The organism is Nocardia sp. NPDC050712 (genome assembly GCF_040654295.1).
Classification (GTDB): Bacteria; Actinomycetota; Actinomycetes; order Mycobacteriales; family Mycobacteriaceae; genus Nocardia.
On sequence record NZ_JBFAHT010000004.1, the window covers coordinates 318,390 to 342,561 of the forward strand.

At 67.4% G+C, this 24,172-nt stretch carries 28 protein-coding genes and 1 tRNA gene; 11 read left to right on the top strand and 18 right to left on the bottom strand.

Annotation, left to right across the window (positions count from 1 at the left end; all coding sequences use genetic code 11):
* The first annotated feature begins 33 nt into the window (after positions 1-33).
* The gene (locus AB0H76_RS29680) at positions 34-1,296 is read left to right on the top strand and encodes an FAD-dependent monooxygenase (protein WP_357330320.1); all 1,263 of its coding nucleotides are present in this window, start codon (positions 34-36) and stop codon (positions 1,294-1,296) included.
* Between the two features lie 378 nt (positions 1,297-1,674).
* Here AB0H76_RS29680 and AB0H76_RS29685 read toward each other — a convergent pair whose 3' ends face one another.
* The 5 genes from AB0H76_RS29685 to AB0H76_RS29705 form a co-directional block, all read right to left on the bottom strand.
* Positions 1,675-1,911: a hypothetical protein gene (locus AB0H76_RS29685; RefSeq protein WP_357330321.1), complete on the bottom strand. Its 237-nt coding sequence runs from the start codon at positions 1,909-1,911 to the stop codon at positions 1,675-1,677.
* A gap of 11 nt (positions 1,912-1,922) precedes the next feature.
* Entirely contained in the window at positions 1,923-3,386 is a 1,464-nt protein-coding gene (locus AB0H76_RS29690; protein ID WP_357330918.1) for an ADP-ribosyltransferase, read from the bottom strand.
* A 5-nt stretch (positions 3,387-3,391) separates the two neighbouring features.
* Entirely contained in the window at positions 3,392-3,697 is a 306-nt protein-coding gene (locus AB0H76_RS29695) for a WXG100 family type VII secretion target (RefSeq protein ID WP_357330322.1), read from the bottom strand.
* A gap of 27 nt (positions 3,698-3,724) precedes the next feature.
* Complete coding sequence (locus AB0H76_RS29700) at positions 3,725-4,033, bottom strand: WXG100 family type VII secretion target (protein WP_357330323.1); 309 nt, start codon at positions 4,031-4,033, stop codon at positions 3,725-3,727.
* A gap of 225 nt (positions 4,034-4,258) precedes the next feature.
* Positions 4,259-4,332 (bottom strand) — tRNA-Ile (locus AB0H76_RS29705).
* Between the two features lie 118 nt (positions 4,333-4,450).
* Between AB0H76_RS29705 and AB0H76_RS29710 the strand changes: the two genes are divergently transcribed.
* The gene (locus tag AB0H76_RS29710) at positions 4,451-4,882 is read left to right on the top strand and encodes a nitroreductase family deazaflavin-dependent oxidoreductase (protein ID WP_357330324.1); all 432 of its coding nucleotides are present in this window, start codon (positions 4,451-4,453) and stop codon (positions 4,880-4,882) included.
* A gap of 3 nt (positions 4,883-4,885) precedes the next feature.
* On the opposite strand, the gene AB0H76_RS29715 is transcribed toward AB0H76_RS29710, so the two are convergent.
* Positions 4,886-5,035 (bottom strand): hypothetical protein, encoded by a 150-nt coding sequence (locus tag AB0H76_RS29715; protein ID WP_357330325.1) that lies wholly within the window; start codon positions 5,033-5,035, stop codon positions 4,886-4,888.
* Between the two features lie 55 nt (positions 5,036-5,090).
* Complete coding sequence (locus AB0H76_RS29720; protein WP_357330326.1) at positions 5,091-6,086, bottom strand: zinc-binding dehydrogenase; 996 nt, start codon at positions 6,084-6,086, stop codon at positions 5,091-5,093.
* A gap of 260 nt (positions 6,087-6,346) precedes the next feature.
* Between AB0H76_RS29720 and AB0H76_RS29725 the strand changes: the two genes are divergently transcribed.
* Entirely contained in the window at positions 6,347-7,207 is an 861-nt protein-coding gene (locus tag AB0H76_RS29725) for a DUF5995 family protein (RefSeq protein WP_357330327.1), read from the top strand.
* 4 nt (positions 7,208-7,211) lie between these two features.
* Here AB0H76_RS29725 and AB0H76_RS29730 read toward each other — a convergent pair whose 3' ends face one another.
* Positions 7,212-7,574 (bottom strand): hypothetical protein, encoded by a 363-nt coding sequence (locus AB0H76_RS29730; RefSeq protein ID WP_357330328.1) that lies wholly within the window; start codon positions 7,572-7,574, stop codon positions 7,212-7,214.
* A 69-nt stretch (positions 7,575-7,643) separates the two neighbouring features.
* Between AB0H76_RS29730 and AB0H76_RS29735 the strand changes: the two genes are divergently transcribed.
* Positions 7,644-8,174 (top strand): hypothetical protein, encoded by a 531-nt coding sequence (locus AB0H76_RS29735; protein WP_357330329.1) that lies wholly within the window; start codon positions 7,644-7,646, stop codon positions 8,172-8,174.
* Here AB0H76_RS29735 and AB0H76_RS29740 read toward each other — a convergent pair.
* Genes AB0H76_RS29740 through AB0H76_RS29750 form a run of 3 tightly spaced genes read right to left on the bottom strand, consistent with a single transcriptional unit; the run spans position 8,171 to position 11,974 of the window.
* A complete protein-coding gene (locus AB0H76_RS29740; RefSeq protein WP_357330330.1) occupies positions 8,171-9,946 on the bottom strand; it encodes an SDR family oxidoreductase in 1,776 nt (591 codons plus the stop codon). The two genes, AB0H76_RS29735 and AB0H76_RS29740, sit on opposite strands and share 4 nt — an antisense overlap.
* Positions 9,947-9,968: 22 nt before the next feature.
* Entirely contained in the window at positions 9,969-11,069 is a 1,101-nt protein-coding gene (locus AB0H76_RS29745) for a PDR/VanB family oxidoreductase (RefSeq protein ID WP_357330919.1), read from the bottom strand.
* Positions 11,070-11,071: 2 nt separating this feature from the next.
* The gene (locus AB0H76_RS29750; RefSeq protein WP_357330331.1) at positions 11,072-11,974 is read right to left on the bottom strand and encodes a metal-dependent hydrolase; all 903 of its coding nucleotides are present in this window, start codon (positions 11,972-11,974) and stop codon (positions 11,072-11,074) included.
* Between the two features lie 277 nt (positions 11,975-12,251).
* Between AB0H76_RS29750 and AB0H76_RS29755 the strand changes: the two genes are divergently transcribed.
* A complete protein-coding gene (locus AB0H76_RS29755) occupies positions 12,252-13,643 on the top strand; it encodes a wax ester/triacylglycerol synthase family O-acyltransferase (protein WP_357330332.1) in 1,392 nt (463 codons plus the stop codon).
* Here AB0H76_RS29755 and AB0H76_RS29760 read toward each other — a convergent pair.
* A complete protein-coding gene (locus tag AB0H76_RS29760; RefSeq protein ID WP_357330333.1) occupies positions 13,618-14,550 on the bottom strand; it encodes an alpha/beta hydrolase in 933 nt (310 codons plus the stop codon). The genes AB0H76_RS29755 and AB0H76_RS29760 overlap by 26 nt on opposite strands.
* A gap of 193 nt (positions 14,551-14,743) precedes the next feature.
* Here AB0H76_RS29760 and AB0H76_RS29765 point away from each other — a divergent pair, with 193 nt between their 5' ends.
* Entirely contained in the window at positions 14,744-15,484 is a 741-nt protein-coding gene (locus tag AB0H76_RS29765; RefSeq protein WP_357330334.1) for a glucose 1-dehydrogenase, read from the top strand.
* Here the strand turns inward: AB0H76_RS29765 and AB0H76_RS29770 are convergent.
* Positions 15,481-16,488 (bottom strand): YdcF family protein, encoded by a 1,008-nt coding sequence (locus AB0H76_RS29770; RefSeq protein ID WP_357330335.1) that lies wholly within the window; start codon positions 16,486-16,488, stop codon positions 15,481-15,483. The genes AB0H76_RS29765 and AB0H76_RS29770 overlap by 4 nt on opposite strands.
* 100 nt (positions 16,489-16,588) lie before the next feature.
* Between AB0H76_RS29770 and AB0H76_RS29775 the strand changes: the two genes are divergently transcribed.
* Entirely contained in the window at positions 16,589-17,428 is an 840-nt protein-coding gene (locus tag AB0H76_RS29775) for a helix-turn-helix transcriptional regulator (RefSeq protein ID WP_357330336.1), read from the top strand.
* Position 17,429: 1 nt separating this feature from the next.
* On the opposite strand, the gene AB0H76_RS29780 is transcribed toward AB0H76_RS29775, so the two are convergent.
* Positions 17,430-18,053 carry a LysE/ArgO family amino acid transporter gene (locus AB0H76_RS29780; RefSeq protein ID WP_357330337.1) on the bottom strand — a complete coding sequence of 208 codons (624 nt, stop codon included), beginning with the start codon at positions 18,051-18,053 and terminating at the stop codon, positions 17,430-17,432.
* Positions 18,054-18,123: 70 nt separating this feature from the next.
* On the opposite strand from AB0H76_RS29780, the gene AB0H76_RS29785 reads away from it, so the two are divergent.
* Entirely contained in the window at positions 18,124-19,005 is an 882-nt protein-coding gene (locus AB0H76_RS29785) for a LysR family transcriptional regulator ArgP (protein ID WP_357330338.1), read from the top strand.
* A gap of 17 nt (positions 19,006-19,022) precedes the next feature.
* A complete protein-coding gene (locus AB0H76_RS29790; protein WP_357330339.1) occupies positions 19,023-19,547 on the top strand; it encodes an AAA family ATPase in 525 nt (174 codons plus the stop codon).
* A gap of 50 nt (positions 19,548-19,597) precedes the next feature.
* Here AB0H76_RS29790 and AB0H76_RS29795 read toward each other — a convergent pair whose 3' ends face one another.
* The gene (locus tag AB0H76_RS29795; RefSeq protein WP_357330340.1) at positions 19,598-19,780 is read right to left on the bottom strand and encodes a hypothetical protein; all 183 of its coding nucleotides are present in this window, start codon (positions 19,778-19,780) and stop codon (positions 19,598-19,600) included.
* 326 nt (positions 19,781-20,106) lie between these two features.
* A complete protein-coding gene (locus tag AB0H76_RS29800; protein WP_357330341.1) occupies positions 20,107-20,595 on the bottom strand; it encodes an FBP domain-containing protein in 489 nt (162 codons plus the stop codon).
* Positions 20,596-20,735: 140 nt separating this feature from the next.
* Here AB0H76_RS29800 and AB0H76_RS29805 point away from each other — a divergent pair, with 140 nt between their 5' ends.
* On the top strand, positions 20,736-21,614 hold the full coding sequence (locus AB0H76_RS29805; protein ID WP_357330342.1) for an ATP-binding cassette domain-containing protein: 879 nt from the start codon (positions 20,736-20,738) through the stop codon (positions 21,612-21,614).
* Positions 21,611-22,789: an ABC transporter permease gene (locus AB0H76_RS29810; RefSeq protein WP_357330343.1), complete on the top strand. Its 1,179-nt coding sequence runs from the start codon at positions 21,611-21,613 to the stop codon at positions 22,787-22,789. Before AB0H76_RS29805 ends, AB0H76_RS29810 begins: the two co-directional genes overlap by 4 nt.
* On the opposite strand, the gene AB0H76_RS29815 is transcribed toward AB0H76_RS29810, so the two are convergent.
* Both AB0H76_RS29815 and AB0H76_RS29820 read right to left on the bottom strand, forming a co-directional pair.
* Positions 22,786-23,490, bottom strand: a complete 705-nt coding sequence (locus AB0H76_RS29815) for a flavodoxin family protein (protein WP_357330344.1) — start codon at positions 23,488-23,490, stop codon at positions 22,786-22,788. The two genes, AB0H76_RS29810 and AB0H76_RS29815, sit on opposite strands and share 4 nt — an antisense overlap.
* Before the next feature lie 69 nt (positions 23,491-23,559).
* Entirely contained in the window at positions 23,560-23,973 is a 414-nt protein-coding gene (locus tag AB0H76_RS29820) for a helix-turn-helix domain-containing protein (protein WP_357330345.1), read from the bottom strand.
* Positions 23,974-24,172: the final 199 nt, after the last annotated feature.

Consider the following 24,172-nt stretch of genomic DNA (forward strand, 5'->3'; position numbering starts at 1 on the left):
TTGTTCGACAGCTGGCGAAGGAGCCGAAACAGTATGCGCATCATCATCATTGGCGGTGGGATCGGCGGATTGGCATTGGCGGCCGGGCTGCGCCGCTACGCGTTCGACGTGACGGTCTTCGAGCGCGATACCGATCTCGCCGCGACCGGCGGGTACCACATCACGCTCGACGGGCGGGCGCAGTCCGCGCTGCGGGAACTCGTCTCGCCGGAGATCTTCGAACGGCTGCTGGGGTCGGCATCGGCTCTGCGCCTGCGGGATCCGGACGCGCTGTGGGATCGGCGCGGGCGACTGCTCGGCCATGGGCCGTACCTCGGCGACAGCGCGAGCGTGGACATCGACCGCGTCACCCTGCGGACCCTGCTCGCCGAAGCAGTCGGCGCCGATCTGCGCCCAGGACGGACCGTCACCGGGATCGGACGCGACGAAGACGGATCGCCACTGGTGATGTTCGCCGACGCCGCACCGGTTCGGTGCGACCTGCTGGTAGGCGCGGACGGCACCCATTCGCTGGTAGCCCGCCACCTGGCCGGTGTCCCCACCAACGCGCCCGCCGGCATCATCGGCTTCTCGGGCCGGACCCGCGTCGACGACCTCGGCCCTGCCGAGCGCGCCCGGCTCGGACCGCGATCCGGGTTGGCGATCGGCCCCCGAGGCGCCGCCCTCTACATCGGTTACCTCGACCCGGTAGGCAATGCCGTCCTCGACACCCCCGCGTTACGGCAAGCGGTCACCACCGGCCCCACCTACATCTGGGGAGCCATGTTCCCCGACTCCGGCGACACCATGCGCGACGCTCGCGGCGCAGCCCTGCAATCCGCACTGCTGGCCAGATTTCGCCGCGAAGGCTGGTCACCCAAATCCCTCGAAGTCCTCGCCCGCGCCGACCCGAACACCGTGGCCGCCTTCCGCTTCCACGCCGCCTCCACCCACGCCCCCGACCTCGCCCCCTGGCCCGCCGGCCCCATCACCGCCCTCGGCGACGCCGTCCACGCCACCCCACCCACCGCCGGCATGGGCGCCGGCGCCGCCCTCCGCGACGCCGCCGCCCTCCTCACCCACCTCCACCCCGTCGCCGCCGGCACCACCACCCTCACCGTCGCCATCAGCCACTACGAGGCCGAGATGCGCCTCCGCGGGAGTGAAGTCCTGACCCAGGCCATGAAGACCGTCCGCTGGATCCTGGCCACCAACACCCCGTTCGGAGCGGTCGCTACCCCGCTCCTTGCCGCCGCCCACCGGCTGAGGTACCGCACTGACAAGACTCGGTCTCGGCCGCGCACAGCACGCCCCTGATCACTCACCAGTTCTTGATCACTGTTCCTGACCCGACTCGTGTCGGGACAACACCAGCGAGTGCCAAACCGCGCGAATCACAATAACTTTGAGGCTGCAGCCCAGGAACTCGACCCGAAATACACGCTTCCGAGTACCCATTGGCGTCGTCGCCAGTTGAGTTTCCAGGCAATTCGCTCCGCCGACGGCGATCACATCGCAAGGCGGTCAGCGCACGCTCTATCTTGACTATATTCCGGCTGACGAAGACACTTCGGTCGAATCAGTTCGAAGTCACCTCCACCGCAGCACACAGCAACACAGTGGAGTTCGGTTCCTGGCTATGACCAGACCATGGATTCATCAGCGAGACAACATCGTCACTGCCGTCATTGAGATTCAGTCTTTCCGGCGCTGTTCTTGCCATTCTTCGTACTCGGTGCCCGACAGGTCATCCCAGAACTTGCGGTTCTCCTCGGTGCGCGGTTCAGGGTTGCGCGGCGGCAAGCTGGCCTTATCAGCGTTCCACGCATCGAACTGCGCGAGAATCGCGGCGCGCTCCTCTTCACTCATCTCCGGGTGGCCAGTGTCCTCGCCCGGTGCATGAAAGATCTTTCCTGCAATCTCTTCCGGCATTGTCAGTGCTCCTATACTTCAGCCATCTGGATAACGGTTCGCCCGTTGCCGTCCACATATCGGCGCAGCACCTTGAATGGCGTATCTGTCTTGAATAGAACCTCCGCCTCATCCGGATGTAGCGAGTAGGGGGAGACGTCTTTTCCGGTTTTCGACATGATCTGAAATTCGACTGGTCCGGAGAATCTGTTGGGGTCCTTGGATGTCGAGGTGAACGACTTCTCCGTGACAGTTGCGCCCTCTACGTACTTGTCCAGCACCTCTTGTGGGAGCTCGGTTCGACGTGTCACCGGCCCAGCGTGGTTAGGCAGCTTGTCAAGCGCTTCATTGATCGACTCGACGCGAAACTTGTGGCCATCTGACAAATCTTTTCCTGACCTTATTGCAGTGTTCAGTTCATTGGCCCCGGAACCGGTGTAGTCCCGCAGCATGTCCAGATCCTTTTGAGACAGATTCGCCTTCGGGACGGTAGGCGTTTCAACCTTCTTAGGCTCGTGCTTCAGCTGGTTGATACGCGCCATCTCGGCTTGGTTCTCAGCAATTTTCTGTTCAGTCTTCACCGCTTTCGTAGCCGCGCTGCGCGATTTCCATGCCTCGATGGACAGACGGATCGGACGCGCGTAACGCGCCGCGATCGCCGCCGCACCTGCCACACCGACCGCTACGCTCACACCGAACGTGATCCAACTCGACGCAATCGAGAGCGCGGCGTTGATCGCCAACTCCATCAGCAGCGCATCCCGGCAAGCTATCAGTTGCACCATCATCTCGGCACGTAGCTCGTCGAGCGAAACCCGGTGTGCGCGACACGCTGCCGCCAGTTCGCCAAACACCGCAGTAGTCGATACTGCCGATGCCTTCAGCGAACGGAGATCTTCATCGATGGCTGCTGACTCGGCGGCGGTCACCGACTGGAACGCGGCGGCGACAGCCTCGAGGACATCCGGCAACATCCGCACACCGTCGGAGTTTTTAATTCGATCCCACGCGTCCGCGGTGTTGCTGAGTTTGGTCGTGTCACCGTCTGGAATGGTGATACCGATTTTCTCCGCTAGCTGGATAGTGTCAGCGACGAGCGAGTCTGGGTCGCCGGACAAGCCGTTGCCGGGACCGCCCGCAGACGGCAGTGGAATACGGGAACGGACGTTCGGAGATGCTGGATCAGCAGGCCTTTCCGGCTCAGCACCAACCTTGCCGGCTGCCTCCCATTCAGCGAGTGCGTGGTTGTAGCCGAGGGTGATCATGACCTTGGCGTAGTGATGCGCTGCATTAGCGGCCATTCGAGCCATCAACAGCGCGTCACCGGCGATGCTGTCGTAGGAATCAGCAAAGACGCGCGCCTCATCATACGAGCCGCACATTTTCGCGCCTTCATGCAGCGTGGGCCATTCGGCGTCGACTGCGTTGAACCAGGCGACTGCCGCGTCGTTGATCTTGACGGCGCTCTCGTAATAGATCGCGACGTTCACATCCACAATGGTCAACTGCCGCTGCTCCCGCGCCCCAAAATACGCAGATTCGTGTTGCCGACTTCAACGTAGGCCGTATGCGCAGCGGCCGCAGCAGCGCGCATCTCCCCGATCCCGTCACGTACCGCCGCACCCGCCTTGGCCCAGTCGGCGTGCGCCTCGGCGTGTGCGTCGGCGGCCTTCCCCGACCAAGCCGCTTGGACGGTCGCGATGCGTTCCTCGATCTCGGCCAGCGATGTGGTCAAGAATGACTCCAGCCCACTGATTTTCGTGGTGACGTCATCTAGGTGCGCAAGATCCACCTGATACTCGTCCATGCTGTTGCTCCTATCCCAATTCGGCGCTCAGGGGAGCGACAGAGACCCGAATTCACCAGCGCGGCTCTGGTCGACTTCAGGCAGCTTGGCAGCCACTACACCAAGGAGCTGGGCCATATCCGCCAACGCCTCGAGCACCTCTACAGCACCTTGGCGCGTCTCCTGCCACCCTTCCCAGTATCTGGTCGCAGCGGCACCCTTCCATGACGACATCAGCGCGGATACTTCGGCATCGGCAGATCGGATCCCGCTGACAAGGGTTTGCGCAGTCTCCTGCACATACCGTCCCGCATCACTGACATGCTCCGGTACCACCGCGAACTGCACACTGGTCATCACCGGCCACCACCTTCTCTGCACGATCTTGCGAACCGATCCGTACGACCCTTTGACGCATCAGGATCACAAACAGTTCCATACCTGCTCAAAGTGACGGTGTACAGCCATCGCTGGCGCTGCGTCTGAACCAAACGCGAAACCCGCCAATCTATTACTCGACGCATGTAATGCGGGATCGAAAAGTAATTTCTTCTCGAATTTCCGCTGTTCAGCGGGTGTTTGTGGGGCGGGTGGGGCTCGAACCCACGACCAATGGATTATGAGTCCACGGCTCTAACCGACTGAGCTACCGCCCCGTGCCGCGTGTGGCGCGGCGTGGGGGATGCTACCGGGCGGGGGTGGTGGGAGACCACTCGGATGTGGGAGTGGCGTTAGGGTGGGGTGGTAGTCCGGGAGACGGCGGTGGAGGTCGGGATGGCCAATCTGTTCGCGAAGGTACTGAAGGTGCATCAGTGGGTGTACGAGAACAGTGGGGGGCTGGTGGGGCATCGGCTGCTGTTCGGGAATCCGACGTTGCTGCTGCGGACCACGGGGCGCAAGACGGGGCAGGTGCGGGTCTCGGCGCTGACCTACGGCCGGGATGGGGACGCGTATCTGGTGACGGCGTCCAATGGCGGGTCGCCGCGGCCGCCGGGGTGGCTGGCGAACGTGAAAGCCAAGCCGGAGTGTGAGATTCAGGTGGGGCGGAAGCGGGTGGCGGCGGTCGCTCGGGCGACCTATCCCGATGATGCCGACTACGCACGACGGTGGGCGGTAGTCGACAAGGTCAATCAGGGTCGGTACAGCGCTTATCAGAAGTTGACCAAACGGCCTATTGCGGTAGTTGTGCTCACCCCGGTGAGCTGAGTTCTAGTCGTCGTCGCCCCAGTCCCTGGTGTTCACCGGTTCTTTGCTGTCCCAATAACTTCGGACTTTCGGTGGTCTGCTGGCGAACTGGACCACAGCGAATACGAGGACGAGGACGCCGATGACGACCCCCACGACGATCAGAGTTTGCACGCAGGCACCCTAGCGTTCAACCAGGGCGCCTGCTCGGTGTGAAACGTGGATCACATCAGTTGGCGAGAAGTGTCCGTCCGACGGCGGCGCGGCCGTCGATCGCCGCGTGCGCGTCGGCAGCCTTTTCAAGTGGAAATGTCTGTCCGATAACGACTTCCACTTCGCCACCGGCGACCGCCGCGAGGGCCCGGCTGGACAGCGCGCGCCAGTCGGTTTCGGCGCTGGTGATGTCGAAAAGCCCGATCACTTCGATTCCCCGCTCGGCCAGGGCGTCGTGGTCCACGGCGGCGAAATCACCTGCGGCGGAGCCGTATCCGAGGAAGCGACCACCGTCGGCCAGCGCGGCGGTGGCGGCCGCGCCCAATTCGCCTCCGGCGCCGTCCAATACGACGTCCACCCCCGCGCCGCCGGCGGCTTCGCGCGCCTTGTCGGCCCAGCCGGGCTCGGAGTAGTCGACGACGACTTCCGCGCCGAGCCGGGACGCCAACTCCAGCTTGGCCCGACCGCGCGCGGCCGCGATCACGTGCGCGCCCGCGGCCCGGGCGAATTGGGTGAGCAGCGTGCCGAGTCCGCCGCCGGCGGCGGTGATCAGCACCCACTCCCCCGGGCGCAGGGCGACCCGGTCCATGACGGCGAGCGAGGTCTTGCCGTCGTGGGTCAGCGCGACGGCCTGCTGGAAGGACAGGGCGTCGGGCACCTCGGCCAGGGTGTCGACCTTGGCCAGCGCCTTCTCCGCGTATCCGCCGATGGGCAGCCCGCCGCCGACACCGCTGGCGGCGGTCTGCGCGCCGACCCGCTTGCCCAGCCAGGACTGCTCGACCTCGGGGCCGACCGCGCTGATCACGCCGGCGATCGCGCCGCCGGGCACATACGGCGGCTGCACCTTGAAGTACTCGGTGCCCCAGCCGCTTCGGAGCCGGGTGTCGAGGAACATGACGTCGGCCGCGGCCACCTCGACGAGCACCTCGCCGGGCCCGGGGATCGGATCCGCCACCTCGCGAATCTCGAGCACCTCTGGTCCACCGAATTCCGTAACCTGCACTGCCCGCATCATCTGCTCCTTGCGTCTTGGGTCCCCTTACCTTTCAACCCAAACCATGGTTGAGGTCAAACGACCGGTGGGTCGATCCGCTCACAGCGAAACTGGATCTCAGAGAATCCTTAGTAAGCACACATTCAGCAATCAGAAAAATGCGGATTCAAGTGATGGTTGACACTGATTGCAGCCATATGGCTAATGAATTTCCGTTCCATTGCGATACCTCGGCATACTTCTAGCAAACCTTCTGCATATCGCCTTGGAGTGAAATCTTGCGTAAGTTCTCGCGCCTCGCGCTGTCCCTGGCCGCCGCCGTAGCCGTCACCGCGGGCGCCCTCGGCACCACCGCCACCGCCCTGGCCGCGCCCACCACCGTGACCGCGGTCACGCCGCTGACCGCCGCCGAACAGGCCGAACTGATTCAGCTTTCGGATCTGTCGACCCTGCGCGATCTGCACGACGGCGAGCAGCGCATGGAGCGGATCGCCGAGATCTACATCGGCCACCACGACCGCGCCGGCATCTTCGCGGTCTTCTATCGCAACATCCTGCGCGACGCGAACCCGCTCCTGGACGCGGGCGACTTCGACGACCCCACCTGGGCGCGCAACGTCAGCGCCGCGTTCTTCCACCGCTACCTGACCAACCTGCACGGCCACCTCACCGGCGGCCCGGTCACCCCGCAGTGGCAGCGCTACTACGCGATGGCCGCCGACCCGGCGGTGTCCGCGGGCCGGGTGGCCGGTACCGGGCTCGACGCGCACCTGCTCATCGACTTCCCGGCCGCGATCGCCGAGACCCACACCACGGTCGCCAACACCCGGGACTTCTTCGCCATCGGCGACTCACTGATCGGCACGACCGACCACATCACCGACGAGCTGGAGACGCTCTACGGCGCGAAACTCGCCGACTTCTTCCACCTGTACTTCGTCGGCTCAGCCGCCGACCTGGTCATCGGTCAGCACCAGACCACCTACGTGCTGTTCCAGGGCATTCGCGGCACCAGCCTGGCCTCGGGCATCGCCATGGAAGACCCGATCACCGCGGGACCGGCCGAACTCTCGATGCAGGCGCTGTACGTCACCGCCGAGACCGTGTTCGACGGCTTGGCGGCGCTCGGCCAGATCTGACCGATCAGGAACTGCCGCCACCGCAGCTGCTACTGCTGCCGCCACCGCAGCTACTGCTACTGCCGCCCGAGCAGCTACTGCTGCTGCTACCGCCGCTACAGCTGCTGCTACTGCCACCGGAGCAGCCACTGTTGCCGCCCGAGCAACTCGAGCCGCCGCCGCACCCACTACCCGAATTCCAGTCGTGGGAGTCGCTGCCACCGGCCACCCACGGCGAGTAACCGCCGCCGTGCTGACGGCGCCGCGGGTCGAAGGGCGGCCGCGGTGACCGGTTGACGGACTTCACGATGGCGACGACCACCGCGACGACAATCCCGATCATCGCGAGAAACACGAAAAGCACGAGCAACAGCGCGACAATACTCATGGCCGAATGCTAACGGCACCGCAGGATTCGGGGAATGCGTCGGCGCACGGAAAACGATTAGAGTGAATCGTGGTGATTCTGCGTTACCGAAACCGCTCCCGCCGGGTCGATCTGCGCGAGGTCGACAAGGCCGTCGCGGCGCTGGAACTGCCCGAGGCGATCTTCAAGACCTGCCCCTGGCAGCCGCGGGAGCTGGTGGAAACCGGGCTGCGCCAGTGGTTGCGGTGCTGTGGCGCGGCGATGCGCGACGATCAGGTGATCGGCATGCCCTCGCACGCGGTGGACGAGGCCTGGCACGGGCTGATCCTGTGCACGCAGCGCTACGCGGCGTTCTGTGACGCGGCCTACGGCCGGTTCCTGCACCATTTCCCGGACGGGGACAATTTCGCGGCCAAGCCGGCGCGGCAGGGCACCGCGCACGGCTCGATGTCGGATCAGCTGGGCCGCACCGTGGTCGCCTGGTCGATGGTGGCCGCGGCCGGGGAGGACTGCGTGCTCTGGAATCTGGACAGCAAGGTGGGTGTCGAGCACCCGTGGGGCATCGGCGCCGGGCGAGTCGCGGCCATCGAGGCCGAACTCGCCCGGTCGCCCAGGGTCTAGGTCAGCTTCACCCGCGCGGCGAAGAACCGCACCGCCGCGGGCGCGAACCGGTTGAGCTGCAACTGCAACCGCGCCTCGGGGGTCACCGGCACGATGGCGCGGTTGTCCTCGACGGCCCGCACGATCTGCGCGGCCACCTTGTCCGGGGTGTAGCGGCGCATCCGGTAGAGCTTGTCGTACTGCTCCTGCTTGCGCTTCTCCTCCTCGGCGCTGACGCCCGAGAACTTGGTGGTGGCAACGATATTGGTGTGCACGATGCCGGGGCAGACGGTGTGCACCGAGATGCCGCGCCCGGACAGCTCAGCCCGCAGGCAGTCGGAGAACATGTAGACCGCCGACTTGCTGGTGGAGTAGGCGCTGAAGCCCTGCTGCGGGCTGTAGGCGGCCATGCTGGACAGGTTCACGATGTGCCCGCCGAGGCCGTGCTCGGCCATCGCCGCGCCGAAGGCACGGCAGCCGTTGACGACTCCGCCGAGGTTGATCCGCATGACGCGGTCGAATTCCGCGGACGGGGTGTCGAAGAACCCGCCCGCCTGGCCGATGCCCGCGTTGTTGATCAGGATGTCGGGCACGCCGTAGGCCGCGATGACCTCCTGCGCGTGCGCCTGCACCGCGGCCTCGTCGGCGACGTCGAGCTGGAAAGCATGGGCCACACCGTTTTCGGCGGCGATCAGCTCGGCGGTCTCCTTCGCGGCGTCCAGATTGATGTCGGACAGCACGATCTCGGCGCCGCGGCGGGCGAAGGCCAGCGCCGTCTCCCGGCCGATGCCGCTGCCGCCGCCGGTGATCACCAGCAGCTGGTCCTCGAACGGCTTTCTGGTGCGCCCGATTTCGGCCCGGCGCAGGCCCCGGGACAGGGTGCCGCCGTTGAGCCCGTCGATCAGCTCCGTGGTGGCGGTGGCCAGCAGCTCGGGGTGCGAGAACGGCATCCAGTGCCCGGCGGGCACGTCGCGGCGCCATAGTCGCTGGGTCCACTTGCGCTCGTCGTCGTAGCCGGCGGGCCGCACCGCGACGTCGCGCCCGGCCACGATGAGCTGCACCGGCACCTCGGTGCGGCGCTCGCGCGGCGACAGCATGCGCTGCACGATATTGGCGCGGTAGATGAGCAGGCCGTCCACGCTGTCACGCCGGAAGGTCGGGCCCAGCTTCACATTCGAGGGCGCGGTCTCGTTCATCAGCGAGACCACCCGCTGCCACCGCTCCTCGGTGCCGAGCAGGTTGAACGCGGCGCGCGGCAGGCCCGGGGTCATGAAGAAGAAGGTGTACGCCGAGGACATCAGCTGGGTGAAGGGCTGCCACACGTTGCGCGGGGTGGGCCGGGACAGCCGGTCGCGCATCCACTTGCCGACGTGGTCGAGGTTCGGGCCCGAGACCGAGGTGAACGAGGCGACGCGGGCCTTGGCCTGCGGTTCGCACACCGCCTCCCAGACCTGCACCGAGCCCCAGTCGTGGGCGAGCACATGCACCGGGCGATCCGGGCTGACGGCGTCGGCGACGGCGTAGAAGTCGGCGGCGAGCGCGTCCAGGCGGTAGTCGGCGGTGCGCTGGGTGCGGGTGGAGCGGCCGTGCCCGCGGGTGTCGTAGGCCACCACGTGGAAACGCTTGGCCAGCAACGGGACCACGGAATCCCAGAGATGGTGGGTATCGGGCCAGCCGTGCACGAGCACGATGGTCTCGGCGGCCGGATCGCCGTATTCGTATACGGCCAGCTCGAATTCGCCGGAGCGCACGACCCGTTCGGTCGCGATCGAGTCGATATCGGTCGTCGTCATCGACAGTTCTCCTATTTTCGGGTCAGAGGTCGAGCACGAGACGGCCACCGGCACAGCGTGATACGCAGATCAGCATGGCTCCGGCGTCGTGTTCGGCGGGGGTCAGCACGGTTTCGCGGTGCTCCGGCTCGCCGGCCAGCACCCGCACCTTGCAGGTGCGGCAGAAACCCTGGCGGCAGGAGTACGGGCGGTCCGGGCGCTGCTCGAGAATGGCGTCGAGCGCGGACTTGTCCGCGGGCACCTCGACAACCTCTCCGGTGGAGGCGAATTCGACCTCGAACGGCTTGCCGTTCACGATCGGGGGCGGCGAGAAACGCTCGGAGTGCAGTTCCACCCCGGGCATCGCGCGCACCGCGGTGGCGATGGTCGTGATCATCGGCACCGGACCGCAGCAGTAGACTGCGGTGTCGGTGCTGATGCCGGGCAGCAGCGCGGCCGCACCCGGCAGGCCGTGCTCGTCGTCGGTGCGCACGGTGACCCGGTCGCCGAAGCTCTCGATCTCGTCGAGGAAGGGAATCGTGTCGCGGCTGCGCCCGGTGTAGACCATGGACCAGTCCAGCCCGAGCCGCACGGCCAGTCGCACCATCGGCAGGATCGGCGTGATGCCGATGCCGCCCGCGACGAAATGCAAACGGGTAGCGGGTGATCCGTGGCCGGGCACAGCGAACGGGAAGGCGTTGCGCGGGCCGCGCACCGCCAGCGGCGTGCCGACCGGCAGTTCGTCGTGCACCTCGTTCGACCCGCCGCCGCCATCGGGGATGCGGCGCACCGCGACCCGGTAGGTGCTGGAGTCGGCGGGATCACCGCACAGCGAGTACTGCCGCAGCCGACCCGAGGGCAGCTCCAGGTCCAGGTGGGCGCCGGGCCGCCACGGCGGCAGCTCACGCCCGTCCGGCGCGCGCAGCAGCAGGCTGACCACGTCCTGGTCGTGCGCCTCGATCCGGCGCTCGGTGACCACCAGCGCCAGCCGGTGGTCGACGGAACGCGGGACCAGATCCTTGCGGTTGACGATCGCGGTCCAGCGCATCCGGGTCGTAGCGACCACATCGAGGACCTTGATCGCCCGGTCCTGCTTCGGCTTACCGAACAGGTCCGCCGGCAGCTGCTCCGGAACGGGCCACATCGTCACGACGCGACGGCCTGTGCCGCAGGGGATTTGGCGAGGTAGGCGACGGCCTGCGCGGTGGACCCGACCGAGCCGGGGTTGTAATTGGGCTTGAAGGTCGACAGCGCGCTGATCAGCAACGAGGGCACGCCGGGCAGGGCGCCGCGCCACATCGAGCCGAACACCTTGGTGATCAGGCGCGGGTACCCGTAATCGGGCAGCTCCGGATCCTGGTGCACCATGAACTTGGTGCCGCGCACGACCAGGGTGAGGAAGATCGGGAAGGTCAGCGTCATCAGCGCCGCGCGCCGGACATAGCCCGCGCCGAAGTAGACCGCCACGTCGTGGGCGACATGCCGGTGCTCGACCTCTTCGGCGCCGTGCCAGCGGAACAGGTCGGCCATGCGGGGTTCGGCGCCGAACTTCTCCAGGTCGGCATTGAGGATCCAGTCGCCCAGGTAGGCGAAGAAGTGCTCCAGACAGGCGATGAACGCGAGCCGCTCGACCAGGACCTGACGCTGGGCGACGTCGTCACCGGGGCGCGGGCCGAGGGTCTTGCGGAAGAGGTATTCGGCTTGGCGCAGGTAGCGGTCGGGATTGATGCCGTTGGCCGCGAGCACCTCGTGCAGCACCTTGTCGTGCGTTTCGGCGTGCATGGATTCCTGGCCGATGAAGCCGAGCATCGCCTCGCGCAGCTTCTCGTCCTTCACGAACGGGAGCGCCTCGGCGTAGGCGGCGCAGAACATCCGCTCGCCTTCGGGCAGCAGCAGATTCAGCGCGTTGATCAGGTGCGAGCCGATGGGCTCGGCCGGCATCCAGTGCAGCGGGGTGTCGGCCCAGTCGAACTGCACATTGCGGGCATGCAAAGCGACTTCACCCGGATCGAATTCCGGTCGCCGTTCCCACCAGCGAAGTAGCTTCATCGATACTCCCTCGATCCTGACGAACACACTGCGGCCCGGACCATGCCGCAACGCTGCGCACCTTGCTGTGGTCCCGATCATACACATATGTAGGACTGCGAGTAACACACATAGCGCCGACCACATCGACGACCAGATTCGGGCAATCGAACACACATTCGACTTCATCGTCGAAAAGCCCCAATAGCCCTCGCTACCTTGATATTTCCTGCCACCATGGAGTCGTTCCGGCCCGCAACGGCCATGAAACTAGAACACGTTTCAGTAGGCTTCGGCTATGGAACGACTCACCGGACTGGACGCCAGCTTCTTATATCTCGAGACCGCGACCCAGCATCTGCACGTGTGCGCGCTGCTGATCCTGGACCCCGCGACCGGCGGCTACTCGTTCGAGGAGTTCAAGGCCGAACTCGGCCGGCGAATACCCCTGATCCCCACGATGCGGCGACGGCTGCACGAGGTGCCGTTCAATCTCGACCATCCGGCCTGGGCCGACGACCCGGACTTCGACCTCGACTACCACGTGCGCCGCGTCGGCATCCCCGGCCGGGGCGGGCGGCGCGAACTCGCCGAACTCATCGCCGACATCGCCAGCCGGCCGATGGACCGCGACCGCCCGCTGTGGGAGATGACGGTCGCCGAGGGTCTCGACGACGGCAAGGTGGCGGTGATCTCGAAATACCATCACGCCGCGGTCGACGGCATCACCGGCACGAACATGATGATGCACCTGTGCGATATGGAACCCGGCGGCAAGCAGAGCCCGGCCGTCGAGGAGCGCAAGGTCGACTCCGCGCCGAACGAACTGCGGCTGCTGGCCGAGGCCGTGGTCCGGTTCCCCGGTAAGGCGGGCATCGTCGGGATGGTGCCGAAAACCCTCGGGCTGGTCGCCGGTTTCGCGAACCGGCGGCGAAACAACGAGGCGGGCATGGCTTTACCGCTGACCGCGCCGCGCACCCCGTTCAACATGGCCATCACACCGCACCGGTCGATCGCCTTCACCGAAGCCGACCTGGACGCGGTCAAGCAGATCAAGGTCGCCTTCGACGTGAAGATCAACGACGTGGTGCTCACCGTCGTCGGCGGCATCCTGCGCGAGTATCTGGACAAACGCGGTGAGTTGCCGGACCGTTCGCTGATCGCCTCGGTGCCGGTGTCGGTGCACGAGCAGTCCCGGCATACCGCGGGCATCAACAAGGTGTCCTCGCTGTTCTCCGAGCTCGGCACCGACATCGCCGACCCGGTGCAGCGCTTGCGCACGGTGGCCGCGGCCAATCAGAGCGCCAAGGACGAGCACGACCTGGTCGGCGCCGACTTTCTGCAGGACTGGTCGAAGTACGCCCCGCCCAACACCTTTCAACTCGCCGCGCGGGTGTACTCGTCGCTGAAGCTGGCCGAGCACCATCCGGTGGTGCACAACCTGGTGGTCTCCAACGTGCCCGGCCCGCCGATGCCGCTGTACTTCCTCGGGGTGAAGGTCGAGGGCATGTATCCGTTCGGCCCGGTGTTCCACGGTGCGGGACTGACGATCACCGTGCTGTCCAACAACGGCAATCTCGACTTCGGCTTCATCGCCTGCAAGGAACTGGTGCCCGACATCGCGGCACTGGCCGACGCCGTTCCCGGCGTAATCGACGAATTGCTCAGCGCTGCACGCGCTTCGGGCTGACCGCCGACCGGGCGGCCACCTCCTCGCAGGCCTGCGCCAGCACCGGCACGAACTTGTCGGCCGCGAAGGCGCAGGCCGTGTGCCCCGCCTTCACCAGATGAATACTGGCGCCCGGGATCATGGTCGCCATCTCCAGCTGCCGGTACACCGGAATCGCCTTGTCCCTGGTGGTGATCACCACCGCGGTGGGCGCGGTGAGCTCGGAAAGCCAGGCGCCGCTGTCGAATCGGCCGACCGCCGCGATCACCTGCGCGATGGCCCAGCCGCTGGTGCTGCGCAGCTCGGTCATCGCCCAGCGCTGCATGCCGCCCTTGGTCCAGGTGTGCTCGGGCACGTCCGGCAGGCGCCGGAGCAACTGGCGCGCGCGGCGTAGCGAATACGGGCCGACCGCGTCGGCGAACGTGCCCCAGGCCAGGTGGAAGGCGCGCTCGCGCCACTTCTCCTGGAAGCGATAGGGCGTGGCGCACAGGACGAGTCCGCGCACCCGCTCCGGATGCCGGTGTGCGGCAAGCTGAGCCACCACCCCGCCCAGGGAGTAGCCGACACAGATCGGGTCGCGGATGTCGAGCGCGTCGGCCACGGCGAGCACGTCGTCGGCGCAATCCTCGACGGTGAAGCGCTCGGATTGGATGCCGCGGCCGTGCCAGCGCTGATCGAACAGCACGACCCGGAAGGTTCGCGCCAGCACCTGGAGCGCCGGGAACCAGGTGAGATAGGCCGTGGAGGCGGTGCCGTGCAACAGGATCAGCGTGGGCGCGCCCGCGGGGCCGGGGATGTCGACCACGTAGGTGCGGCCACGGCCCGGCAGATCCACCAGTTGCCCGCCGGGCACCTCGGCGATATCGGGAACACCGGCTCGGCCGAACTTTCGCATCGGCACGGCCGCGGCATTTCGATCGGGGTCCATCGTCGGCCTCCTAGAACACGTTCTACTCGATGATGCCACAGCGGACGATCCGGCGCGCCCGCGGCGAATTCGCCGAAGAAGCCTGGATTTCGCTGCAACCGTCCCAGTGAGCGGTAACCGATCCGCGAGGAAATACACGAAGATTCTGTAACGTGTCTCACCGAAACAGCTGCGATAAACGGAGGTAACCCGCATGGGTCGATTGACCGGCAAGGTGGCACTGATCAGCGGCGGCGCGCGGGGCATGGGCGCCGCGCATGCCCGGGCGATGGTGGCCGAGGACGCGCGGGTGGTGCTCGGCGACATCCTCGACGACGAAGGCGCCGCGCTGGCCAAGGAACTCGGCGACAACGCCGCCTACGTCTCGCTCGACGTGCGCGAGAAGCAGCCGTGGATGGACGCCGTCGCGGAGGCGGTGCAGCGGTTCGGCGCACTGAACGTGCTGGTCAACAATGCCGGCATCGTCAACGGGAACCTGCTCCCCGACTTCGAGCTGGCCGATTGGCAGCGCATCATCGACATCAATCTCACCGGCACCTTCCTGGGCATGCAGGCCGCGACGCCGGCCATGATCGCGGCCGGCGGCGGCTCGATCATCAACGTCTCCTCGGTGGAGGGCCTGCGCGGCAGCCCCGGCCTGCACGGCTACACCGCGACGAAATTCGCGGTGCGCGGGCTGACCAAGTCGACGGCACTCGAATTGGCGCCGCACAAGATTCGCGTCAACTCGGTGCATCCGGGTTTGATCACCACGCCGATGACCGAGGGCATCCCCGCCGACTTCTTGCAGATCCCGCTGGGGCGCGCGGCCGATCCGTCGGAGGTGTCCAACCTGATCACCTATCTGGCCAGCGACGAGTCGTCCTACTCCACCGGCGCCGAGTTCGTCATCGACGGCGGGCTCACGGTCGGGATCCCGCACAAGACGTTCTAGGCGGGCATCAGCCGCACGAGCAGCAGCACCACCGCGGGCAGGGCCAGGCAGGCCAGGCAAGCCAGCCCGTGCGTCCAGCGGTGCTCGACGAGGACGCCGACGAACTCGCGCAGCGCCGCGCTCGGCAGATAGTAGAAGGCGGTGCGCGAGCCGACGGCCTCGGCGTCCAGGCCCAGCCGGCGGGCCAGGATGGCGGTGCGCAGGATGTGGAAGTTGCTGGTGACCAGCACCATCGGGCCGGCCAGGCCGCGCGCCGCCAGCAGATCCCGGGTGTACTCCAGGTTCTCCCGGGTGGTGGTCGAGCGATCCTCCAGCAGCAGCGCGTCGGCCGGGACACCCCGCTCGGTGAGGTAGCGCGCCATCGCCGCGGCCTCGGACACGGCCTCGTCGGAGCCCTTGCCGCCGCTGGTCACCAGCAGCGGATGCCGGCCCGCGGCCACCTCGGCGCGGTAGACATCCAGCGCCTTGTCGAGCCGGCCCGCCAGCAGCGGCGGCACCCGGTCACCGGCCAGCCCGGACCCGTGCACCACGATCGCCGACATACCCGGGTGATAGGCCGCGCGCCCGTAGACGAAGGAGTACAGCAGGAACGCGACCAGCAGAAAGCTCAGATAACTCACGGCCACCAGGACCGAGATGACGGCGAACGCGAACCACTCGCTGCCGGTCGCCACCGCCACGATCAGCAGCGCGTAGGGCAACAGCAGCGCGACGCCGAGCCCGAACGAGAGCAGGTTCGCCACCCGCGGCCCCTCCCGCCGCACCACCTGCACGCCGTTGACGATCAGCAAACCCGCCAGCACCAGGACCAGCAGCGGCGAGAGCACGATCAGCACACCCGCCAGCAGACCCAGCGCGGTCTCACTGTCGTCGGCGGCCAGCCCCACCCAGACGAAGACGAGCCCGAGCAACAGGAAAACGCCGTTCCCGAGCCGCCGCCGATCACCCCGGAAACGCAGCGCGAACACACCCAGCAGCAGCACTCCGATCAGCAGCAAGATCACACCGTGACGGTAGCCGAATCGGGCCGCAGCAAACCCGCGGCGCGTGGCTGGTAGTTGTAGCACCTGGATCCAGTCCGGCCCGCGCCGCAGGATGGTTGCTATGACCACGCTCGCGACCCATCCCGCACGACGCACCGAGTTGACCGCGTTCCTGCGCAGCCGGCGGGCCCGGATCCGGCCCGGGGAGGTGGGGATCACGCCCGGGATACGGCGGCGCACACCGGGTTTGCGGCGCGAGGAAGTCGCCATGATCGCCGGGGTCAGCGTCACCTGGTACACCTGGCTGGAGCAAGGACGCGAGATCAATGCCAGTGCGCAGGTACTCGACGCGGTGGCGCGGGCGTTGCGGCTGGATACGGCCGAGCGGGCGCATCTGTACGAGTTGGTCGGGCCCGGGGCCGGGGGTGAGGTCGGAGAATCGACGCCGACCGCCGAGACGCTGGCGGTGCTGGCCGCGCTCGATCCCAATCCGGCCTGTGTCTACAACGGGAAGTTCGATCTGCTGGCCTGCAACGCGACCTATCGCGCGCTCTTCCCGGAATTGGCCGAGGCGACCGGCGCGGAGCGTAATGCGCTGTGGCAGTTGCTCGGTCGCGATCACGAAGGCGGCCCGTTCGGGAACCGTCATCTGCTGCCGCGGATGGTGGCCATTCTGCGGGTAAACTATGTGCGCCACCTCGGGGAGCCGGACTGGGCCGAATTCCTCGACCGGCTGTGCGCGGCGAGCGGCGATTTCGCGGCGCTCTGGGCGGATCATCAGGTGGCCGAGCCGCTTCCGGAGATCACCTCGTTCCATCGGCCGCCGATGGGCACGATCGATATGCGGCCCGCGAGCTTCGGCGTCACCGACCAGCCGGAGAGCCGGCTGATGGTCTATCTCCCGGTCGGCGCGTCGGATGTCGGCAAACTCGACGCGATCCGGCGCGACGGCCTGGCCTGAGTCAGGCGGAGGTGACCAGCGCGACGGCCAGCACCAGCATGATGACGGCGATGACGGAGTCCAGGACGCGCCAGGCGGCGGGGCGTTCGAAGAACGGGCCCAGGCGGCGGGCGCCGTAGCCGAGGGCGCTGAACCAGACGACGCTGCCGAGCATCGCGCCCGCGCCCAGGAACCATTTGTCCGGCGAGGTGTAGGTGTTGGCGAAGGAACCCAGGAGCAGCACGGTGTCCAGGTAGACGTGCGGGTTCAGCCAGGTCAGCGCCAGGCAGGTGAGGACGGTGGCGCCCAGGGCCACCGACGCGCCCGCGGCCTCGGTGATCAGGGCCGAGGAGGCGAAGACCCGCTTGGCGGCCAGGAGCGCGTAGCCGAGCAGGAACGCGGCGCCCAGATAGCGCACGACGGTCAGCAGGCCGGGCATGGATTCGACCAGCACCCCGAAACCGCCGACGCCCGCCGCGATCAGCACCGCGTCGGAGAGCGCGCACACCGCGACGACCGGCAGGATGTGCTGCCCGCGCACGCCTTGGCGCAGCACGAACGCGTTCTGCGCGCCGATCGCCACGATCAGCGACAGACCGAACCCCAATCCCGAGAGGGCGGCGGTGGCCGCGGAAGTAACCGTCACCCGATCGACGATATGGTCCCAGCTAACCCCAGACCAGCTAAAGATTCTGAAGTATCATTACGATATCTTAATGGACCTCCAGCTCGATCAGCTCCGCGCGCTCGACGCCGCGATCACCGAGGGCACCTTCGAGGCCGCCGCGCGACGCCTGTCGGTCACCCCGTCCGCGGTCAGCCAGCGCATCAAGGCCCTGGAGTACGCGGCGGGCCGCATCCTGGTGCAGCGCACCAAACCGGTGCGGCCCACCGAATCCGGGACGGCGGTGCTGCGCCTGGCCCGGCAGGTCGCGCTGCTGGCCGGGGACACCGCCCGCGAACTCGGCGACGCCGAGCAACCCGCCGAGCGCCCGGTGCCGGTGCCGATCGCGGTCAACTCCGATTCGCTCGAGACCTGGGTGATGCCCGCGCTGCGCGCTGCCGGGCCCGGCGTCTGCTTCGACCTGCACCGCGAGGACGAGGACCACACCACCGAGTTGCTGCGCGACGGCACGGTGATGGCGGCGATCACCACCACCGCCCGGCCAGTGCAGGGCTGCACGGTGACCAAGCTGGGCGAGATGCGCTACCGGCCGCTGGCGACACCCGAGTTCGCGCGGACCTGGTTCGGGCCCGGCGCCAAGGGGTACGCGCACGCCCCGGTCGTGATGTTCGACCGTAAGGACGACCTGCAGGATCGCCAGATCCGCCGCCGCACAAAGAAACCCGTCGACCCGCCGCGGCACTACGTCCCGTCCTCGGGCGGGTTCGGCGCGGCGGTCCGGCTGGGCCTGGGGTGGGGCATGCTTCCCGACCTGCAAACCGACGCGGAGCGCGCCGCGGGCGGGCTGCTGTGCCTCGACGGCGACGACTACATCGATCGCCCGCTGTATTGGCAGCAGTGGCGGTTGGACTCCCCCGCGCTCAGCGCCGTCGCCGCCGCGATCGCCTCGGCGGCCGCCGAGGCGCTGCGCTGACCTGCGATCATGGTCTGATGGCAACCGCAATCTATCTGGTCACCGGCATCCAGGCTTCCGGAAAGTCCACGGTGGCACAGGCTTTGGCCGAGCGCCTGCCACGGTCGGCGCATGTGCGCGGGGACGTCTTCCGCCGCTTCGTGGTCGGCGGGCGAGTGGAGATGAGCCCCGATCCGGACCCGGAAGCGCTCGAGCAGCTGCGCCTGCGGCACCGACTGGCCGCGCAGGCCGCCGACGAGTACGCGGCGGCGGGTTTCACCGCCGTCCTGCAGGACAACATCTTCGGCGACATGCTGCCCTGGACGATCGAGCAGATTCGCACGCGCCCACTGTATGTCGTGGTGCTGGCCCCGCAGCCGGCCGCGGTCGCGGCCCGGGAGGCCGCCCGGGGCAAGAGCGCCTACGGCGCGTTCACCGTCGAGGATCTCGACACCGGGCTCCGCGAAACCACGCCCCGCCTGGGACTTTGGCTGGACACCACGGATCTCACCGTGGCCGAGACCGTCGAGCAGATCCTGGCCCGGGCCCAGCCGCACTCCTGAAAGCGAACGGCCCGGCACCCCTGGGGTACCGGGCCGAATCACGGTGTCGCTCAAGCGGTCTTGGGCAGCTCCGAGGTCGGGATGAACCGGGCCCACGGGCGCAGTTCTTCCTGGCTGGCCCGGTGCTCATCGCACAGGAGCAAGTAGCCACGGCGGACGTAGGCGGGATCCAGTCGCTGTTTGAAGGTCAGGTTGTCGCGGCGCCAGCAGTCACCGCACGCGATCTTGTTCATCTCGGCCTCCCTTACACCTGAGGTGGTTGCCCAGGAGTTCCCGATCTTCCCGGTATCGAAGCCCGCGGAAACGAATATCGGCCGAATCGTTACCTCGCCTCAAATCCCGGGACGAAAGCTGTTCGCGGCGCGCGGGTTTCATTCCTCGCCGGATGACACGGCCCGGGGGCGTCCGGGCCGTCTCGACCGGCGAGGAATGCGCTGCACCCCGAGTTCCGGTGCGGTATCGCGGGACTCGGGGTGCGCGGCGGCTATCGATCTGGAATGCGGCGCTGAGTGTCGGCGCATCGCATCTACCTCGTTTCTCGGTAGTAGGACCAGGCGGTCTAGGTGTAGAGCCTGGCGATGAACGCGGTCAGGTTCTCCCGGACCCGCGCGATCTTGTCTTCCTCGGGCATGTCCTCGCGATAGCGACGACCCGCACTCGGGCTGCGCTTGTTGCGCGCGTAGAGCGAGCAGGCCAGATCGGTGCACATGTAGGTGCCGATCGTGTTGCCTTTGCGCCCGGAATCCCCCGCCTTGGCGGCGGTCAGCAGCGAGACGCCGCTACCGGTGTGCGTGGTCTTGCAGATCGAGCACATCTGGGCGCGGCCGGAACCGCCGGTCTCGTGCCGCAACGCGACGCCGACCAGGCCGTCGTCCTGCGGGAAGACGAGGTAGCTGCGGCCGGGGTAGGACGGGTCGCTCCAGCCGAAGAAGTCCAGGTCGTCCCACGGTGGGGCATCCAGATCCTTCGGGACCGGCAGGCGTTTGGCGTCGCCTTTGGAACAGTTCACGAACGACGATCTGATCTCGCGTTCGGTGACGGGTTGCATGACTGGCACTCCTTCTCGATAGGGGTGAACAAAGCGGAAGCGACGGTACGGGCCAACAGTTAGCTGAGCAAACTATTTTTGGCCACCCCGGGCGGGGTCGGCGTCGGTAGGGTTGGAACACCACCAGTTAAGGGGGCGTGATGCTCGAAGTCGCAGATTTGGTGCGGCGGTTCGGGGACAACATCGCCGTCGACGGCGTCACCTTCACCGTGCCGGCCGGCGCGCTGACCGGCTTCGTCGGCGGTAACGGCGCGGGCAAGACCACGACTATGCGCATGATCATGGGCGTGCTCGCCATCCACGGCGGCACGGTGCGCTGGGACGGGCGGGCGGTCAGCACCGCCGATCGGCGGGCCTTCGGGTACATGCCCGAGGAACGCGGGTTGTATCCCAAGCAGCCGGTGCTCGATCAGCTGGTCTACCTGGCCCGGTTGCGCGGTCTGGCCGCGCCCGCCGCCCGGCAGCGGGCCGCCGCGCTGCTGGACCGCTTCCAGCTCGGTGAACGCGGCAAGGACAAGCTCGAGGCGCTGTCGCTGGGCAATCAGCAGCGGGTACAGATCGCGGCGGCGGTGATCGCCGAGCCGAAAGCGCTGATTCTGGACGAACCGTTCTCCGGTCTGGATCCGCTCGCGGTCGACTCGATGGCCGACCTGCTGCGGGAATACACCGCCCAGGGCGTGCCCGTCCTGTTCTCCTCGCACCAGCTCGATCTGGTCGAGCGCCTCTGCGATCAACTGGTGATCCTCGCGCGCGGCAAGGTGGTCGGGCACGGCTCCGCCGACGAGCTGCGCGCCGGCGGCCGGACCCGCTACCGGCTGGCGCTGGACGGAGATCCCGCCTGGCTCGACGACTTCGGGGGCGTGCGCGTCATCGAGACGAACGGGCGGGGCACCCTGCTCGAACTCGACGGCGTGAGCACCGACGACCTGCTGGCCGAGGCGCTGCGGCGCGGATCGGTACGGGAACTGGCCGCGGTGCGGCCGACGGTGTCCGAGATCTACCGGGAGGTGACGGCATGAGCTCCGAACCGGCCACCGGCGGGCTGTGGCGGATCGTGGCGCAGCGCGAGATCGTGGTGAAGCTGCGCGACCGGAACTTCTTGGTGTCCACCGTGATCACCATCGTGGTGATCGTCGCGACGCTGGCGATCAGCGGTTTCATGAGCAACCGCACCGAGCAGGTCGAGGTCGCGACCAGCGGCGCCGGCACCGGTCAGGTCATCGAAGTCGCCAACACGCTGGCCGCGGGCAAGAAGGTCGAGTTCACGGCGCGGCCCGAGGCCGACACCGCGGCGGTGGAGCGAGCCGTGCTCGACGACCAGGCCGACGCCGGGCTGGTGCCTGCCGATTCCGGCTGGCGGCTGATCGGGCGCGCCGCCGAGAACGACGACGCCAAGACCTACCTGACCGCCGCCGCCCAGCAGATCGCTCTGCAGCGCAACGCGGCCGCCGCCGGCACCTCGATGGACCAGCTCACCAGCGGCGCCACCGTCGGCTACGACCTGCTCGACTCCACCGGCATCGATCCCGGGCTGGCCAAGATCGCCTCGTTCATCTTCGCGTTCCTGTTCTACATGGCCTCGACCATGTTCGGCATGACCATCGCGCAGAGCGTGCTGGAGGAGAAACAGAACCGGATCGTGGAGATCCTCGCGAGCGCTATCCCGCTGCGGCAGTTGCTGATCGGCAAGGTCGTCGGCAACGCCATCATGGCCTTCGCGCAGCTCGCCCTGTTCGTCACGGCCGGGTTGATCGGCCTGTCCGCCATCGGCAAGGGCGATCAGATCACCCAGATCGGCAGCGCCGCGGGCTGGTTCATCGTGTTCTTCCTCGTCGGCTTCCTCGCCCTGGCCAGTCTGTGGGCGGTGGCGGGCGCGCTCTCGACCCGCGCGGAGGACCTGCAATCGACCGCCATGCCGGTGTCGATGTTCATCATGCTCGTGCTGTTCGCGGGAATCTTCCTGTCCGGCACCGCCTTGACGGTCGCCAGCTACATCCCGATCGTCTCCATCGTCGGCATGCCCGGCCGCCTGGCCGCCGGTACCGCCGCCTGGTGGGAGCCGTTCGTCGCGTTGGCTCTGATGTCGGTCGCCAGCTACGCCATCGTGCTGGTCGCGGAGAAGATCTACCGCCGCGGCCTGATGCAGACCCAGGGCCGGTTGACCATCCGGCAGGCCTTGGAGGTCGAGGACTAGCGGTACTCGGGGTTCTCGAAGTCGAAGCGGGAGCCCGCATCCCAGGCCGAGCGCTGATTGCCGTAGGCCGGGATGCCGCCGTTGTCCTTGAGCATGCGGGCCAGGTGCAGCAGGTTCCACGTCATGAACGTGGTGTTGCGGTTGGTGAAGTCGTTGTCCGGACCGCCGGAGCCGGGATCCAGGTAGGACGGGCCGGGGCCCGCCTCGCCGATCCACCCGGCGTCGGCCTGCGGCGGGATGGTGTAGCCGAGGTGCTGCAAGCTGTAGAGGATATTCATCGCGCAGTGCTTGATGCCGTCCTCGTTGCCGGTGATCAGGCAGCCGCCGACCCGGCCGTAGTAGGCGTATTGGCCCTGGGCGTTGAGGACTCCGGAGTTCCCGTAGAGCCGTTCGATCACGCGCTTCGTGACAGAGCTGTTGTCGCCCAGCCAGATCGGGCCGGCCAGCACGAGGATGTCGGCGTCCATCACCCGGCTCTGCAACTCCGGCCATACGTCGGTGGCCCACCCGTGCTCGGTCATATCGGGGTAGACGCCGGTGGCGATGTCGTAGTCGATCGCCCGGAACCGGTCGACCCGCACGCCGTTCTGCGCCATGATGTGCGCGCTCGCGTCGATCAGGCCCTGGGTATTGCTCGGCTCCGGTGACCGTTTCAGCGTGCAGTTGATGAACAGTGCCCGCAGGTCGTCGTACGTGCTCATAGCTCCCCAGTGCTCGCGGCGGATCGGGTGTGCCCGGCCCCGCGACGGAGCCGGGCACGTCCGGAATAGCTAGTGGGCGCCGGCCATTTCGCCGCGCAGGATGGCATCGGCGGTGTTCTCCGGCCATTCCAGACCGGCATCGAGCTTGGCCAGGGTGTCCGCGGCGGGCTCCTCGCTCAGGCAGCGCTCGATCTGGCTGATGGTACCGGCCGACGGCCCGCCGTTCTTGGCGACATCGGCTTGGGTCCAGCCCTTTTCGCGGCGCCGCGCCTTGACCTTGTCGGCGAGGGCTTCGATGTCGAGGCGATCGCCGGCGCTCGCAACAGGGTCCGGCGCCGCGGCGGCGGGTGCCTTGGCGGCGGGTGCTTCGGCCTTGGGCGCGGGCGCCTTCGCGGCCTGCTTCGGCGGGGCGGCTAGCTGCTGCTGCGGGCGCGCCGCGGCCGGTGCCGCTTCCGCCGTCGAGCGCACCTTGTCCGGAGCCATGAGACCCGCCGTGATGAGCCTCGACCGCTTCCGCCTACCCATTTTCGCCATACACACACCCCTCCTGTGGACTGGCTCCGTCTGGAGCACAGGGAAGATTGCCATGCGATCGCTCAAAAACCCGACAGGAGCATCGTTTCGGCGCGCCGCTGGCCGCCGTCAGCGCGGAATTCGCACCATTCGCGCCGTCTGTACCGAT